Genomic DNA, 15,952 nt, shown 5'->3' on the forward strand with positions numbered 1-15,952 from the left:
CCCAGCAATGTCCGGTTAGGGACTTGCAGTGAGAAGACGAAAGACTCTGTTCTGCTTTGGTTTCGGCCAAAGCAGCAAAGCCAGCGGGGGCCGCAAACTCGTCCAGACCACGCCTCCGCTTCGATCTTAAGTGTTTACGGAGTGTTGATACCGCTCGCGCGTTGCAGCGGCGGCGCTGCCGCGAATCGCCCGCCTGGCCATGTCGCTACGAACGACTCCGGTGTGCACAGGGCCATTGCTCCGCTCCACTGTCCAGGAACAAACATACGGCCCCCCGGGCGGCCCGTTAGGCCGCGGGTGGGAAGAGTACAGCTCCGCATCTCCATCCTTCAAGCGGACACGCCGGCCAATACACAGAGGAGGCACGGCGTACACTTTGCCCCTGTCCTATTTTCCACAGGTTGCCGCCGCCGCAGGAAACCTTTGACTCCTGTCGCGGTCCGTCGCTAAATTCCTCCCCAGTCGCACACCCCAGGACGACTCGCCAACCTCCAGCCGGAGAAACATTCCATGCCCGCAAACGTTTCCAGGTTATTTCCTGTCTTCGCCGCACTCTGCCTGCTCCTCGTGGGCTGCGCCACCCAGAAGCCAACCTCCGATTCCTCTGCCGCAGCCGCGCACCCGACCGCCCAGTGGATACTGGCCTGCCGCGTGGGAACGGGCGGCTTCGGCTGCTATCCGGGCGACAGCGCGTTCACCAGCCGCACCGGCATGGCCCTGGAGGCCCTGGAAGCCCTGGGCGCGCTGGAGGGCCTGCCGCAGCGGGACAGCCTGGTGGCTTGGCTGCAGGCGCGCCAGCAGCCGGACGGTGGGTTCCTGGAAGCGGAGAGCTATTTCAGCGGCAAGGAGCTGCCCTGGGGCACGAAAAGCGCCCTGGAGCCAACCTACTGGGCCCTGCACGCCCTGCGGATGCTGGGCGCCGGGCCAACGGAGCCGGAGGCCGCCTGCACCTTCGTGCTGAGCCGCCAGAAAGAAAGCGGTGGCTACGACGCCTACGAGTACTGTTTCGGGGCCAGCCCGGATGCCCTGTTCAGCACATTCTGGGCCCTGGGCGCGCTGCGTGAGCTGGGACGGGCACTGCCGGATTCGGCCAAGACCCTGGAGTGGGTGCTGGCCCAGCAGGAGACCGGCGACAATCGCGGCGGGTTCGCCCTGGACATGGACTGGCATTACGGCTCAGTGGCGGGCAGCTACTACGGAATGAAATGCCTGGAGCTGCTGGGTGGCAAGCCGCGCCATCCGGAGCGTCTGCGCCAGTTCCTGCTCAGCATGTACGGCCAGGAGCCGGATGGCGGGTTCGAGTGCGGCCACGGTCAGGGCTGGAGCCAGGACCATTTCTCGCGCACCGAGGACACCCACGCTGCGGTCAGCGTGATGCACCTTCTGGGCCGCCCGTTGGAGGACCGCGACCACTCGCGCACCCCGCTGCCCCGCACGGACTGCGTGCGCTGGCTGGGCTCGGTGCAGAACGCCGATGGCGGGTTCGGGCGTTTCGGGGTGAACGGGAACATCTTCCTGCCGCCACCCAGCGAGATGCGCGCCACCTGGCAGGCCGTGCTCGCCCTGCGCCTCCTGGGGGCCGGCATCCCGCGGCCGGCGCACCCGGTCACGCCTGTGTCCGAGGTGCAGGTGCATGTCCCGCAGTTCAAGCACCCCTGCGTAAACAGCGCCGACCCGGCCGAGGTCTGGGCTTTCCGCCGGATCGCCCTGCCCATCTACGAGCACTATTATCAGCTTACCGGAAGCCGCCTCAAAGCTTTGGGCATGGTCAACCGCTGGGCCTCGGCGGCAGTGGCCCCGCACAACGGCGCCTGGATCACACCGGGCCGCGGGATACTGATGCACGGCTGGGGCCAGTGCGGCACCATGAGCTGGCTGTTCCAGGAACTGGCCAACAGCCTCGATTTCGCCACGCGGGCGAGCTTCATCATCGCGGATGTCAACTGCGAGGTCAAAGTGCAGGAGCCGGGCTGGGACCGCGCCCACTGGTGCCTGTTCGTCCCGTTCACCAACGAGTTCCCCGACCCCACGATCCTGCCGCCGGACAGCACGGACTCCGGCTGGAGCATCCTGGATATGGCGGTCAACTACCGCCTGATGCAGCAGGACCCCGAGCGGCTCTCGCCCACGCAGATCGACGCGCGGCTGTTCTCCAGGGTGACAATCGAGACCGTGGACCCGGACAGCGGGGCCTGGGGACAGGAATTCAAGGTGGACAGCACCACAACCTACTCCAGCGCGGTAGTGGATTCACTCTACCCGGACCGGAGCTGGTGAGATTGCCAGCGGGCCGCGGGGAAAGTCACCTGCCGGCCGGTATAAGCAGCAGGGCGGTCTCAAGGCGCGAAACCAGCCGTGAGGCCACGCTGGCCGACCAGAAAGCCTGTGTCCCGGCGCGGCCGTGGGTGCTGAGCACCACCAGGTCGGCCCTCTGGTCGCGGGCGTACTCGCCGATCCGGTCCACCGGGCGGCCGCGGGCAATCGCCCCGCGGGACTGCTCCACCTGGGGACGGACCTCGGCCAGGCGCCGCTCCACGTAGGCCACGGCCTCCTGCTCTTCAAGATCCAGCAGGGCCTGGCTGGCGCCGGGCAGAAGGTGGCTCACATCCGTGCGCCGTCCAGCCTGGGCCACGCCCTCGGGGACCACGTAAAGCAGGCTCAAGCCCGCGCCGTACATGGCGGCTATCCCGGCCGCTACGGGCAGGGAGCGCTCATCGTGCTCCGGGTTGCCGTCCAGCGGGGCCAGCACCTGCCCGAACGAAGCGGGTGCGCCGCCCTTGAGCAGCAGGATCGGCGTGGCCCCGCGCGCCAGGGTCTGCTGGGCCAGGTTGCCGTGCAGGATATCGCGCATGCGCGGGCCCCCGTGGGCGCACATCACCAGCAGGTCGGGCGACAGCTCGCCCTCGTGGTCGGCCAGGGAGGCGGCCACGTCCTCGATGCTCTCCTCGTGCACGTGCAGACTCACTTTCACTCCGGCCGGGAACCGCCGGGCCACGCTCTCCAGGTAGGGCCGGGCCTCTTCACGGGTGCGCAGGTGGCGCTGGCCGTGCACCGACTCCGGGGCGCCGCTCTCGATCACGTGCAGAAGGGTGACCCGCGCTCCGCTCCTTGCGGCCAGGGCCGCGGCTGTATCCACGGCCGCCTCGGCCTGCGGCGTGCCGTCCAGCGGTACGAGCAAGTGTTTGAACATGGCCTCAGCTCCCCATGATTAGCTGGTGGACCAGAAACAGGTTCAGCGCCACGATCAGACCGGCCGCGCCCCAGGCCAGCCAGGAAGTGACACGGCGGTTGACCAGCACGCCCATCAGGTCGCGCCGGGCGGTGAACATTACCAGCGGGATCACCGCCAGCGGCAGGCCGAAACTGAGCACCACCTGGCTCATGACCAGGGTCCAGGTGGGATCGAGCCCCATGAAAATCACGATCAGCGCGGGCAGCATCGTAACCACCCGCCGCAGCCAGACCGGGATGTGGCGGTTCATAAAACCCTGCATGATCGTCTGGCCGCTCATCGTTCCCACCGCCGAGGAACTCAACCCGGCCATCAGCAGCGAGATGGCGAAGATCTGGCTGGACATCGACCCCAGGATCGGCTCCAGGGTCAGGTAGGCTTTCTCGATGGCGTTGACCTCGACCATGCCGCGGGAGTGGAAAGTCTGGGCGGCCATGATCAGCATGGCGGCGTTGATCGCCCCGGCCACGCTCATCGCCAGCACCACGTCCACTACCTCGAAACGGAACAGACGGCGCAGCTTTTCCGGCTCACGCGTGCGGATTCGCCCCTGGGTCAGGGCCGAGTGCAGGAAAATCACGTGCGGCATCACGGTGGCCCCCAGGATGCCGGTAGCCAGTAGCACGCTCTGCGGTCCGGCGAACTTGGGCGGCAGGAAACTTCCCGCGATCAGCGCCGCGTCCGGCCGTACGATGAACATCTCCACCAGGTAGCAGAGCGCCACCACTCCCACCAGGGCGGTGATCACCGCCTCCAGCGGACGGAAGCCGAAGCGCTCCAGGCCCAGGATGATGAATGTCACCAGGGCGGTGAGCAGCCCGGCCAGCCAGAGCGGCATGCCGAACAGCAGGTTGAACCCGATCGCCGCGCCCAGGAACTCGGCCAGGTCGGTGGCCATGGCCACCAGCTCCATCACCACCCACATGGTGTAGACCAGCCAGGGCTTGAACCGTTCGCGGCACATCTCGGCCAGGTTGCGGCCCGTGGCGATCCCCAGCTTGGCGGCCAGGGTCTGCACCAGCATGGCGATCAGGTTGCTGGCCACCACCACCCAGACCAGGGTGAAGCCGAAACGAGCGCCGCCCTCCAGGTTGGTGGCGAAATTGCCCGGGTCGATGTAGGCCACCGAGGCGATGAAGGCCGGTCCCAGGAACGGCATCAGACGGCCCAGCCCCTTGCGGCTGGAGTCGCCCGAGAGGACCTCCACCGCCGCGGCCACAGTCCCGTGGTCGGCGCGGCCGGGGGCGCTCTGACTCTGTTCTTTGTTCTCCGGCATTATCTCTCCCCTGAATGGCAGTCTTTCAGAAAGTTCGCATCTTCGGCCCTGAGAATCAAGCCCGAAGAGGATTTTCTATCTGATAGAGGTGAAAACAGACATTCCGACCCCCAGGCTGTAGTTCGGCGTGGCGCCGTTGAGCGCGCTGAGACCATGAATGTCGAACTGCAGGTTATTCCGCACGAGCCAGAGGAACCCGCTCCCAGCCGAGACCGTGTTCTCGCCGTAGCCGCTCTCCACCGCGGTGCCGAAGCACTCGGCGTACCAGGTCAGCCGCTCGCCCAGGCTCACAGCAAAGGAGCTGCCGCCCGAGAACTCGCTGTACTGGCCCTCGGGAGAGCTTTGGTACGAGTAGTTCACGAAGGGGGCCAGGGCCGCCCGCCCGCTCAGGGTCAGGGCCGAGGTGAACATCACGCCCGGCTGAAGGCGGCGCGCGCCCAGATCGCTGTCGCCGAACGGCAGGCTGGTCCCAATCAACGCGGTCAGGCAGAAAGCCCCAGGCCGCGCGGTGTCCTCGGGCCGCAGGAGGCGCAGGCGCAGGTCCAGCGAGCCATCGCCCCAGCCGCTGGCCCCATCGCTCAGGTACGAGCCCAGGCCCAGGCGCAGCTCACTGCGGCTGCACAGCCCGGTGCGCAGCATCAGCTCGCCCAGCGTGGACTGCGCCTCGCCCGGCACGTGGCTGTAACTGTAGCCGCTCTCCAGCTGCAGGATGCCCGGCGGCACACTGTTCACGTCATCCGCGAAATCCGGGCGGTCGCTGGAGAGGGTGTAGTCTGCGGCCGCGGCGCTTTGCAGCGATAGTACGAGGCCCAGCAGAGTCGTGACGGCAATCCCGGCCGTCTTTGTCAGGCTGTTGGAAATTGTATTCCTTTGCATGGATCCTCCCGGCTCCGGTTGAAGTTGGGTTGTACTGATTGAGAATGATTCTCTTTCTTATATAACCATTGCAGCCGAAAAATGCAAGTCTTATTTAAGCTAATTCATTTTTACATCCGCGCCAAAGCCCGTGGGCCGACCCGGGCATATTAAGCCTCTTGACGGAGCCCGCCGCGGCTGATAGCATTCTAATGTTTTCGAAGCCTCCAACCTGCACAGGGAGCCGCTATGACCCCGCAGAAACCAGCAATCGGGCGCCGGCGTTTTCTGGCCGCGGCCGGAGGCGCGCTGGCGCTGCCGGTCCTCGGCCTGGAGGACCTTCACGCCCGTGCCGAAGGAGAACCGATGCTACCAACACCGCCGCCGTTCGGCGAGGTCTCGCACCTCGGCTGGGTGGTAAAAGACCTGGATAAAACAGTCGCCTACTGGGAAAAGGCCGGTCTCGGCTCGTTCTCCGTGGACAGGGACCAAGCCATCCGCGGGCAGTACCGTGGCAAGCCGCTGGACATCCGCCTGCGCTGGGCCTGGGCCACTCTGGGCGGCGTGGGGATCGAGCTGTTCCAGCCCGCCGCGGGCGAGAGCCTCTACCACGAGTACGCCGCCAGGCACGGCGAGGGCGTGCAGCACCTGGCGTTCAGCCTGGAAAGCCCGGAGGCCCTGGAGGCGGCTGTCGAACGCGCCGACGCGGCCGGGGTGACAGTGGCGCAGCGCGGCACGTTCAAGAACGCCGGTGGCGAGGGTCTTTTCGCTTATCTGGATACCGAACCGACCGGCGGCCTCACGTTCGAGCTGGTCTACGACCCGAACCAGCTCCGCGAGCGCAGCTCCGGCGCCGCGCCGCACGAGGACCACCAGTACCCGTTCGGCAGGATCATCCAGTACGCCAGCGTGGTGAAGGATATCGACCAGGTCTGCGATTTCTACCGCCGCCTGGGTTTCCCGGTTCGCGGGATCGACCGGGACAACGCCGGGATAGGGCGGCGCTACCGCGGCGAGCGTGAGGATTTCCGCATGCACATGGGCTGGAGCCTGGCCGGGTCCACCCAGTTCGAGATCATCCAGCCCACGGCGGGACGCAGTATCTACAAGGAGTTCCTGGAGCGCCACGGCGAGGGGTTCCAGCATATCGCCCTGGAGGTGCGGGACATGGACGAGGCGGTGCGCCTTTTCGCCGAGCGTGGGGTTGAGGTGAGCCAGGACGGGGCCTGGGGCAAGGACGGCAAGGTGGAGGGACGTTTCGCCTACCTGGACACCGACGCCGAGGGCGGTGGTCTGACTATCGAGCTGCTCTGGAGCAAGGCCTGATCAATTAAACCCAAGCGGAGGCACTATGAAAAAAGCTCTCAGCACCTTGGCCTGCCTGTGGCTCGGCCTGGCGCCGCTCGCCGCGCAAGCCCAGGAATACACCCCCAGCCCCGAGAACATGGCCGCGCGCCAGTGGTTCCAGGACGCCAAGTTCGGGATGTTCATCCACTGGGGGGTCTACAGCGTGCTCGGACGGGGCGAATGGGTGATGCACAACGAGGATATCCCGGTCTCCGAGTACGAGAAACTCCCGCCTCAGTTCAACCCGGTGAAATATGACCCGGACCAGTGGTGCCGTGTCGCCGCCGCGGCCGGGGTGCGCTACATCACGATCACCAGCAAGCACCATGACGGGTTCGCGATGTGGGACAGCAAGATAAGCGACTACGACATCGTGGAGCGCACGCCATATAAGAAGGACGTGCTCAAGATGCTGGCCGAGGCCTGCCAGCGCCACGGGATAAAGCTCTTTTTCTACCACTCCCAGCTCGACTGGCACAACCCCGACTACTGGCCGCGCGGCTCCAGCTACGCCCACGGCCGCCCCGAAAGCGGCGACTGGAACAGGTACCTGGACTACATGGACACCCAGCTCAGCGAGCTTCTCACCGGCTACGGGACTATCGGCGGAATCTGGTTCGACGGGATGTGGGAGAAGCCGGACGCCGACTGGAGGCTGGCGCGCACCTACGCCCTGATCCACAGGCTCCAGCCCGCCGCCATGGTGGGCAGCAACCATCACGTGACCCCGTTTCCGGGCGAGGATTTCCAGATGTTCGAGAAAGGCCTGCCCGGCGCCGACCCGTACAACAAGGGTTCGGGCATCTCGGTCCTGCCGCTCGAGACCTGCGCCACAATCGGCGAGTCCTGGGGTTACGACAGCCGGGAGAAACATTTCCAGAGCGTGCGGGAACTGGTGCATTACCTGGTCAAGGCGGCCGGTAACAACGCCAATTTCCTGCTCAACGTGGGGCCGCGGCCGGATGGCACGATCCAGCCCGAGCAGGTGGAGCGCCTGGAGGGCATGGGCAAGTGGCTGGGCAAATACGGCGAGTCGGTTTACGGCACGCGCGGAGGGCCCTGGGGCCCCGCCAGCTGGGGCGTGAGCACGCAGAAAGCCGGCAAGGTCTACGTGCACCTTCTGGAGCCGGACGCCGTGGTGAGCCTGCCGCCGCTGGACGGCAAGCCCTTGCGCGCGGCGCGGCTGCTGACCGACAGCCAGCCGGTAAAATTCGAGAACGGCAGCCTGGGCCTGGTGCTCTCCGTGCCAGCGGAAAGACGGGACTCCATCGACACCGTGGTGGAGCTGGAGTTTTAACGATATGGACCGCAGGGGAGGGTTTTAAACCCTCCCCTGCATTCAAGATGCATTCGTTTGTCGTAGGGGCACGGTGCACCGTGCCCAATAAATTATAAAAACGCAAAGCCCCGCCCGGAGCGCTCCGGGCGGGGCTTGTCTATCCAATCCGCACTTCTGAACTCGAATCAATCTTACTTCTTCTTGTCCTTGTCCTCGTCCACCACCTCGAAATCGGCATCCACCACACCCTCTTTGCCACCACCGCTGGAGGAGGCCTGCTGCTGCGCGCCAGGGTCCGCACCGTCGCCGCCAGCGGCCCCGGCCGCCTGCTGCGCCTGGTACATCTGCTGGGCGGCCTGGTTCCAGATACCGGTCAGGCCCTCGTGCGCGGCCTTGATCTCCTCGATGTCCGTGCCCTTGAGCGCGCTGCGCACTTTCTCCACCGCGGCCTCCAGGCTGGAGCGGGTGGCGCTGTCCAGCTTGTCACCCATCTCCTTGAGGTTCTTCTCGCTCTCGAACGCCATCTGGTCGGCGCGGTTGCGGATTTCCACCTCCTCGCGCTTCTTCTTGTCCTCGGCCTCGTGGCTCTGGGCGTCCTTGACCATCTTGTCGATATCCTGGTCGCTCAGGCCGCTGGTGGCCTCGATGCGGATTTTCTGCTCCTTGCCGGTGGCGCGGTCCTTGGCCCCCACGTGCAGGATACCGTTGGCGTCGATGTCGAACGAGACCTCGACCTGCGGGATGCCGCGCGGCGCGGGCGGTATGCCGGTGAGCTGGAACCGTCCGATGGTGCGGTTGTCGTGCGCCATCTGGCGCTCGCCCTGCAGCACGTGGATTTCCACGGTGGTCTGGTTGTTCTCGGCCGTGGAGAACACCTCGGTTTTCTTGGTCGGGATCGTGGTGTTGCGCTCGATGAGCCGGGTGAACACGCCGCCCAGGGTCTCGATGCCCAGCGACAGCGGGGTGACATCCAGCAGCAGCACGTCCTTCACATCTCCGGCCAGCACGCCGCCCTGGATCGCCGCGCCCACAGCCACCACCTCATCCGGGTTCACTCCGCGGTGCGGCTCGCGGCCGAAGAAAGTCTTAACCACTTCCTGCACCTTGGGGATACGGGTCGAGCCGCCGACCAGGATCACCTCATCTATCGCACTCGCCTCCAGGCCGGCATCCTTGAGCGCCTTGCGGCAGGGCTCCACCGTGCGCTGGATCAGGTCATCCACCAGCTGCTCGAACTTGGCCCGGCTGAGGCTCACGTTCAGGTGCTTGGGGCCCGAGGCGTCCGCCGTGATGAACGGCAGGTTGATATCGGTCTGCATGGTGCTCGACAGCTCGCACTTGGCCTTTTCGGCCGCCTCTTTCAGGCGCTGCAGGGCCATCGGGTCACGGCTCAGGTCGATCCCGTTGTCTTTCTTGAACTCCTCGACCAGCCAGTCGATCACCCGCTGGTCGAAATCATCGCCGCCCAGGTGGGTGTCGCCGTTGGTGGACTTGACCTCGAACACGCCCTCGCCCAGGTCGAGCACCGAAATGTCGAACGTGCCGCCGCCCAGGTCGTAGACCGCGATGGTCTCGTCCTTTTTCTTGTCCAGGCCATAGGCCAGGCTGGCCGCGGTCGGCTCGTTGATTATGCGCAGCACTTCCAGCCCCGCGATCCGGCCGGCGTCCTTGGTGGCCTGTCGCTGGCTGTCGTTGAAATAGGCCGGCACTGTGATCACGGCCTTGTCGACCTTGGTCCCGAGGTAATCCTCGGCGGTCTGCTTCATTTTCTGCAGGATCATGGCGCTGATCTCGGGCGGGGTGTAGTCCTTGCCCTGGATCTTCACCGTGGCCATGTCGCCGCTGCCGCCGAACACCTCGTAGGGGACTTTCTTCTTTTCCTCGGTTATCTCGTTCATCCGGCGTCCCATGAACCGTTTGATCGAGAACACGGTGTTGCGCGGATTGGTTACGGCCTGGCGCTTGGCCACCTGGCCCACCAGCCGCTCGCTGTCCTTGGTGAACGCCACCACCGAGGGGGTGGTGCGGCTGCCCTCGGCGTTGGGGATGACCACCGGGTCGCCGCCCTCCATCACCGCCACGCAGGAATTGGTGGTGCCCAGATCGATTCCTATGACCTTTCCCATTCTGTACTCTCCCTTTTCTAAGCGTGCTCTACCGTTCAGACAGAATTGTTTTCGGATGATTAATATATCACTGTGAAGGAAGGCAATTCGCATGCCACCGGCGGGCCGGGGTAGACGGCCTTTCAGCCTGAGACGCTCACGGAACCGAATAGACTGTATTAAAAGAAGTTACGCCATCCTCTCCTGTGGCGGACCACTCCGGGGACCAGGCCGCCGTTTGTCTGTGCCCGGGTCGGCCTGTCAATTAAGCCGTTCTGGCACATACATGCCGTCATTTTGGCAGCATAGGTTTTATTTGACACTTCTTCGCAGAGTCGGTAAATTGAGCCATTCCGACAAACTCAAACCCGGAGAAAGCCGCCAGAGATGAAGAATTTCCTGAAAATCGCCCTGGCTCTCGCTATCAGCCTCACCTGTCTCTGGTTCGCTTTCCGCAACGTGGATTACAACCAGGCCATGCAGATATTCAGTCACGGCCGGGTGCGGATCATCCCCCTGTCGGTGTTCACTTGCCTCTGCCTGGCCGTGATGTGGGTGCGTTCCTGGCGCTGGACCTACCTGTTCCGGCCCGAGCACAAAGCCACGGTGGGCGGCCTGACAGTGGCCAACCTGATCGGTTTCATGACCAACAACATCCTCCCCTTAAGGATCGGCGAGATGGTGCGGGCCTGGATGGCGCGGCGCAAGAGCCGCGCCCCGCTCAGCTACGTGATCGGCAGCCTGGTGGTGGAACGCCTGTTCGACACCCTGTGCATGCTGCTCTGCCTGATCGTGCCGCTGCTGTTTATCCCCGGGCTGCCGGGAGTGATGCGCAAGATCGGCCTGGGTATGACCGCGGCCTTTTTCGGCGCCCTGGGCATCATGCTCCTGCTACGGTTCAAGCCACACCTGGCCCAGACAGTCATCGCCGTTCCGGCGCGACGGTTCATGTCCGCCCAGGCTTTCGCCAAGCTCGACCACCTTCTGCACACATTCACCGACGGCCTCCGGATGCTCAAAGACGGCGGGGCGATGCTCAAGGTCGCGACCCTGAGCGTGTTCCACTGGGGCCTGGTGGTTTTCAGCTACTACATGGCTTTCCAGGGCTTCTCGTTCGACAGCCTGCCTTGGACCGCGCCGTTTCTGACCCTCGGGCTGGTCGGCCTGGGGGTGGCCCTGCCCTCGGCCCCGGCCTTTATCGGTCCACTCCACACGGCGATAATCTATTCCCTGAGTGATATTTACGGCGTGCCCAAGAGCGAGGCCATCGGGTTCGCGGTTGTAATGCACCTTCTGATGATGCTGCCGTTGACCGCGGTGGGCCTGGCCCTGATGTCGCGCGAGGGCCTCTCCCTCAGCCAGATCCGTCAGAGCGCAGAGCAGACCGCCGAAACCTCAGCCGAGCCGACCGAAACCGGACCCCTGCCGGCGGCAGACGCCTCCGAATGACCTGTCCGTCCAAGTTCGGCCGCCAGGGCGGCCGAGGAGAACGATGATGTCCAATTCAGACCAGCAGGAACTGACGCTCAGAGTCTTCGCCAAGATCAACCTGTCGTTGCGCATCCTCGGCCGGATCGAGGGCGGATATCATTCCATTGAGACCATTTTCCAGAACATCTCGCTCTGCGACCGCCTGAGTATCCGCCCGGTCGAGGGCGAGGTCCGGGTCACCTGCAGCGACCCCTCCATCCCGGAAGGCCCCGAGAACCTGGCCTACCGGGCGGCCTCGGTCTGCCTGGAGATGCTGGGGGTAAGGGATCGGGGGGTGGAGATTCACATCGGGAAAGGCATTCCGGCCGGGGCCGGTCTGGGCGGGGGCAGCGCGGACGCGGCCGGGACGATCCTGGCCTGCGAGCGCCTGTTCGGCGACCTGCCGGGCGGCGATTCCACCCGCTATGCGCTGGCCGCCTCGCTGGGTGCGGATGTGCCGTTCCTGCTGTCGGGCGGGCGCGCCCTGGCCTGGGGGATCGGCGAGCGGATGCTGCACTTGCCGGTGAGCGGCGCCACCCCTGTGCTGCTGGCCATGCCGGGGTTCTCGATCTCGACCTCCTGGGCCTACCGGGCGCTGGATATCAGCCAGGCCGAGGGCCATTCGACCGAGATCATGGACGTGAACGGGGGACCGCTGGACTGGATGGAGCTGACTGGCCCGCACGGACCGGTGGGGAGCCTGGTGAACGATTTCGAGCCGGTGGTGTTTGCGCACCATCCCGAGTTGCGCGAGCTGAAACACAGTCTGTTCGAGGCCGGGGCGCGCGTGGCCCTGCTCTCGGGCAGCGGCAGCGGTATCTACGGGCTGTTCGATGACGAGGCGACCCGCGACCGGGCGATAGAGGCGCTGGCCGACATCGAGGACCTCACGCTCAGCCCGGCGGCCTTTGTCGACAAAGCCTGCATCTTCGACTGAACCCACCACAGCACGCGGCAACGAACTGCCCACTGACATAACCCTGAGGTATAAAAAAGAAGGGGCGGGTTTAAAACCCGCCCCTACGCTGTATTTGGAAGGTTTCACCCCGCAGCAGGGCCGCGAGGAATTTTTCGAATCAACCGCTCTCAGGGCTGCGCCGCGCCTGACAGGGCGCGCAGACGTTCCCTGGCGCTGCGGACCCAGTCGCTGCGGTCGGTGGCCAGGGTTTCGAGCTGACGGTAGGTGGCGACCGCCGCCTCGCGCTGGCCCAGGCCCTCCTGGATCAATCCTTTCTGGTACATGGCTTTCAGCACGATCTCGGTGCGCTCCGGATAGGCCTCTCCCAGGCCGTCCATCGCCTCCAGCGCCGCAGCGTCCTGCTTGTCGCTGCGATAGAGCGAGACCAGCAGGAAACGCGCCTCGGCCACGGTCTCGGGGCTGCCACTCCAGAGGGCCGAGAGCATCTCACGCGCCGCCGCCTTGCGTCCGGCCTTGAGCTCCGCCCCGGCCCAGTCCAGAACCGCCTGCCCGCTCTCGGACGAGGGAGGAAGCGCCGCCCAGCGCGCGGCGAACTGGCTCTGCGCTGCGGTCCAGTCGCCGGCCCCGCCCAGGATCTGTCCCCGCATGCCGGCCAGTTGCGTCTCGCTGGCCGACTCGGGCGGCAGAGAGGCCAACAGGCCACGGGCCTTGTCCACCTGCCCGGCCGAAACGTACAGCTCGATCATCCTCCGCTTGGCCTCCACGGCCCAGGGGCTCCAGTTGAAATCCCGCGCCAGCCGCTCCAAGGCGGCCGAATAGGCGGAGGTATTGCCCTGCGCGCGGGCCAGACATGCGCTCACCCAGACTGCCCGGTCCTCGGGCCAGACATCCCCGAACAGCATGCGCAGGTCATCGTTCAGTGAGGCGGCCTGGTCGGTCAGGCCCGCTGTCAGCAGGTACTCGATCTCATCCAGCATCATCTCGGCCAGCCCGCCCCGGCTCTCCGGAAAATTACGCCTGAAATCGTTCCGCGTCTCGGAGACCTTGTCCGGCTTGTTCTGGGCCATGTAGGCCTGCATGATCCCACGGCTGGCCAGCAGCGCCGGGTCGACCTTGTAGAACGGGTTCCAGGCCGCCTTGCGGTAGCGCTCCAGCTCCTTGCGCACCTTTTCCGGGTCCGTGCCCTGACTCAACGACCAGATCAGCCAGCGTACCCGCGCCAGGGCGTAGTAATCGCCCTGCTCCGGCAACTGGGCCAGGTACTGCAGGGCCTGGCGGCTGTCGCCGGCTTCCAGGAACAGGTCCACCGCGGCCACGCAGCCGGCCTGGCGTTCCTCGGGCGAGGCGGACGCCCCCATGTACCGGACCAGCAGGGCGCAGGCGGACGCGTATTCCCCCATTCCGGCCAGGGCGCGGATCCGGTAGCAGTCGAAACGCATGCGGTCCTCGCGCGGAAGGCTGTCCCGCTCCATCCGGCCGAACAATACCGCGGCCAGCGCGTTGCGCCCGGTATGGTAGGCCGCCTCGGCCAGGACAGCCCGGCTCTGCGGGCTGTCGGCGGCGTAGGGGTGGCGGTCCGCCCAGGCGCGCGCCGCGGCGTAGGCCACCGAGAAACGCTCCTGCTCCAGGTGGATCGAAGCCAGGCGCAGGCCGGCCAGGGCGGACCAGCGGCTGCCGGAGGCGCGGTCGGTCAGGGCGCCGTAGAGATGGGCCGCGCTATCCAGGGCGCCGGCGAACCCGGCGCTCTCCAGGGCGCGGGCCAGGTCCAGGCAGGCACGCCCGGCCTGTTCGGCGCTGCCGCCAGCGGCAAGGGCCTGCGCCAGGAACGCCCGCGCCGAATCGGAGCGGGCCATGGAAAGGTTGGTCATCTCACCGCCCGAGGCGGCCAGGCAGCTTTCGCCCAGCCAGATCAGCAGCGCGGTGCGCGGGGCGCCGGGTTTCAGGCGGCCCAGCTCGCCACGCAGGAAAGCCTCGGCGGCGCGGACTTCGGAGGCGCCAAAAGTTGCGGCGTAGGAGCGGTAGATATTGAGATACAACTCCACCGCCGTCTCCCGGCCCGGGAAATCGGCGTTCTCGGTCAAAAGGCGTCCCAGCTCGCGCCAGGCCTGTGTCATCTTCTCGGCCGCGTTGCCCTCGCCGCGCGCCCGCGCACGCAGAGCAGCCAGGTAGAGGTACTCGGCCAGGCGCGCCCGGTCGGAGGGCGAAAGCGAACCGGCCGCGCGCAGGATCGAGGCTGCCCGGTCGTAGTCGCCCAGACGGCGTCCGGCGATCTCGGCCAGGCGCTGCGGCTGAACGTTGCCCTTGCCCGACTCGAACAGGTCCAGCAGCTCGCCGGCCGCCAGCGCCGGGTCGGTCAGATCGAAACGGGCCAACTCCTCCAGGCGCTGCGAGGCGCCCTCCCAGTAGCGGCTGGCCGGGTAACTGTCGCACAGGCGCCGCAGCAGGTCGCGCTCCCGGGTAAAATCCCCCCGGCCTCGGCAGATCGCGGCATAGACCGTCAGCAGGCTGTCGGCCACGTTCAGCGGGTCGGCCCCGGGGAGAAGGCAGTCGCGCAACTGGGCCTCGGCGCGCAGGGTGTCGCCCAGGGACAGGTAGAGGGCGCAGGCGGCCAGACCGATCCGGGCCGTGAGCAGGCTGTCGGTTGTCCCGCGCTGAAGGTCATCGAGGGCGCCCAGCGCTGCGCGCCTGTCCCCAGCGGCTGCGCCGGCCACGGCGCCGATCAGACGGGCCTCGGCCCACTGCGGCGTGGCTGAGAAACGCCGCCCGAAAAGCTCCACCGCCTGGGTCAGGCTGTTCCAGCCGGAGCCGGAGCTTACGGCCACGGCCTGCATCCGTCCCAGCAGGGCCAGGGCCGCCGCGGGATCGTTCATCAGACGCAGACGTTCCAGGGCGTGGCCCAGGAACTGGCTGTCCCGTCCCCGCCGACGGTCAAGCTCCAGCAGCAGGGCCAGCACGCTGTCTCGGCTCACACCCTCGCCCTCCAGCGTGGAGCCACCGGAAACCAGGGAGGCCAGCAGCGTGTCGGCCCCGCTCAGGTCGCCCCGGCTCAGGCAGGCCTGTCCCAGCAGGAACCGCATCCTGGGCGAGCGCAGCACCTGCTCGCCGGAGCCGCGGCGCAGCTCCTCGACCAGGCGCAGGGCCGAATCGGGCTGCCCGATCCTGCTCAGGCAGCCGATTGCCAGCATCTGTGTGTTGAGGTCCAGCTCGTAGAGGCTCTTGCCCGTGACTTCCTGGATGCGCCTGACCAGGCCCCAGGCCTCCTCGGCCCGCCCGGCCTCGGCCAGGAGCGAGGCGCTGCGCTGCAGCACCGGCACCAGAAGAGGCTCGTGGCCCGCACCAGCACCGGAAAGGTACTGCAGCCCGGCCCGGATGGCCTTTTCGCCCAGGCGGGCGCGGTCCGCAGCGCGCTGCATCACCACCAGGGCCGCGCCGGTGAACGCCGAGTCCGGGAACCCGGTGGCCAGCGGCT

The 15,952-nt window shown here is 66.4% G+C and carries 10 protein-coding genes; 5 read left to right on the forward strand and 5 right to left on the reverse strand.

Annotated features, from left to right (window positions below):
• Nucleotides 1–510 precede the first annotated feature (510 nt).
• The gene (locus LLH00_14835) at nt 511–2,277 is read left to right on the forward strand and encodes a terpene cyclase/mutase family protein (protein MCE5272553.1); all 1,767 of its coding nucleotides are present in this window, start codon (nt 511–513) and stop codon (nt 2,275–2,277) included.
• 25 nt (nt 2,278–2,302) lie between these two features.
• Here LLH00_14835 and LLH00_14840 read toward each other — a convergent pair whose 3' ends face one another.
• The 3 genes from LLH00_14840 to LLH00_14850 all read right to left on the reverse strand — a co-directional run bounded on the left by LLH00_14840 (nt 2,303) and on the right by LLH00_14850 (nt 5,384).
• Nucleotides 2,303–3,190, reverse strand: a complete 888-nt coding sequence (locus LLH00_14840; protein MCE5272554.1) for a universal stress protein — start codon at nt 3,188–3,190, stop codon at nt 2,303–2,305.
• 4 nt (nt 3,191–3,194) lie between these two features.
• Nucleotides 3,195–4,508: an Nramp family divalent metal transporter gene (locus tag LLH00_14845; protein MCE5272555.1), complete on the reverse strand. Its 1,314-nt coding sequence runs from the start codon at nt 4,506–4,508 to the stop codon at nt 3,195–3,197.
• A gap of 75 nt (nt 4,509–4,583) precedes the next feature.
• Complete coding sequence (locus LLH00_14850; GenBank protein MCE5272556.1) at nt 4,584–5,384, reverse strand: transporter; 801 nt, start codon at nt 5,382–5,384, stop codon at nt 4,584–4,586.
• Nucleotides 5,385–5,612: 228 nt separating this feature from the next.
• Between LLH00_14850 and LLH00_14855 the strand changes: the two genes are divergently transcribed.
• Both LLH00_14855 and LLH00_14860 read left to right on the forward strand, forming a co-directional pair.
• On the forward strand, nt 5,613–6,689 hold the full coding sequence (locus LLH00_14855) for a VOC family protein (protein ID MCE5272557.1): 1,077 nt from the start codon (nt 5,613–5,615) through the stop codon (nt 6,687–6,689).
• 25 nt (nt 6,690–6,714) lie between these two features.
• Complete coding sequence (locus tag LLH00_14860; protein ID MCE5272558.1) at nt 6,715–8,007, forward strand: alpha-L-fucosidase; 1,293 nt, start codon at nt 6,715–6,717, stop codon at nt 8,005–8,007.
• A 173-nt stretch (nt 8,008–8,180) separates the two neighbouring features.
• On the opposite strand, the gene dnaK is transcribed toward LLH00_14860, so the two are convergent.
• On the reverse strand, nt 8,181–10,115 hold the full coding sequence (gene dnaK, locus LLH00_14865) for a molecular chaperone DnaK (protein ID MCE5272559.1): 1,935 nt from the start codon (nt 10,113–10,115) through the stop codon (nt 8,181–8,183).
• Between the two features lie 366 nt (nt 10,116–10,481).
• On the opposite strand from dnaK, the gene LLH00_14870 reads away from it, so the two are divergent.
• Together LLH00_14870 and ispE are read left to right on the forward strand one after the other, a co-directional pair.
• Nucleotides 10,482–11,543, forward strand: a complete 1,062-nt coding sequence (locus LLH00_14870; GenBank protein ID MCE5272560.1) for a flippase-like domain-containing protein — start codon at nt 10,482–10,484, stop codon at nt 11,541–11,543.
• Nucleotides 11,544–11,589: 46 nt separating this feature from the next.
• Complete coding sequence (ispE, locus tag LLH00_14875; protein ID MCE5272561.1) at nt 11,590–12,501, forward strand: 4-(cytidine 5'-diphospho)-2-C-methyl-D-erythritol kinase; 912 nt, start codon at nt 11,590–11,592, stop codon at nt 12,499–12,501.
• A gap of 149 nt (nt 12,502–12,650) precedes the next feature.
• Here the strand turns inward: ispE and LLH00_14880 are convergent.
• Nucleotides 12,651–15,952 (reverse strand): tetratricopeptide repeat protein (locus LLH00_14880; protein MCE5272562.1); only part of this gene is annotated, 3,302 nt, incomplete at its 5' end.

The organism is bacterium (genome assembly GCA_021372515.1).
Taxonomy (GTDB): domain Bacteria; phylum Gemmatimonadota; class Glassbacteria; order GWA2-58-10; family GWA2-58-10; genus JAJFUG01.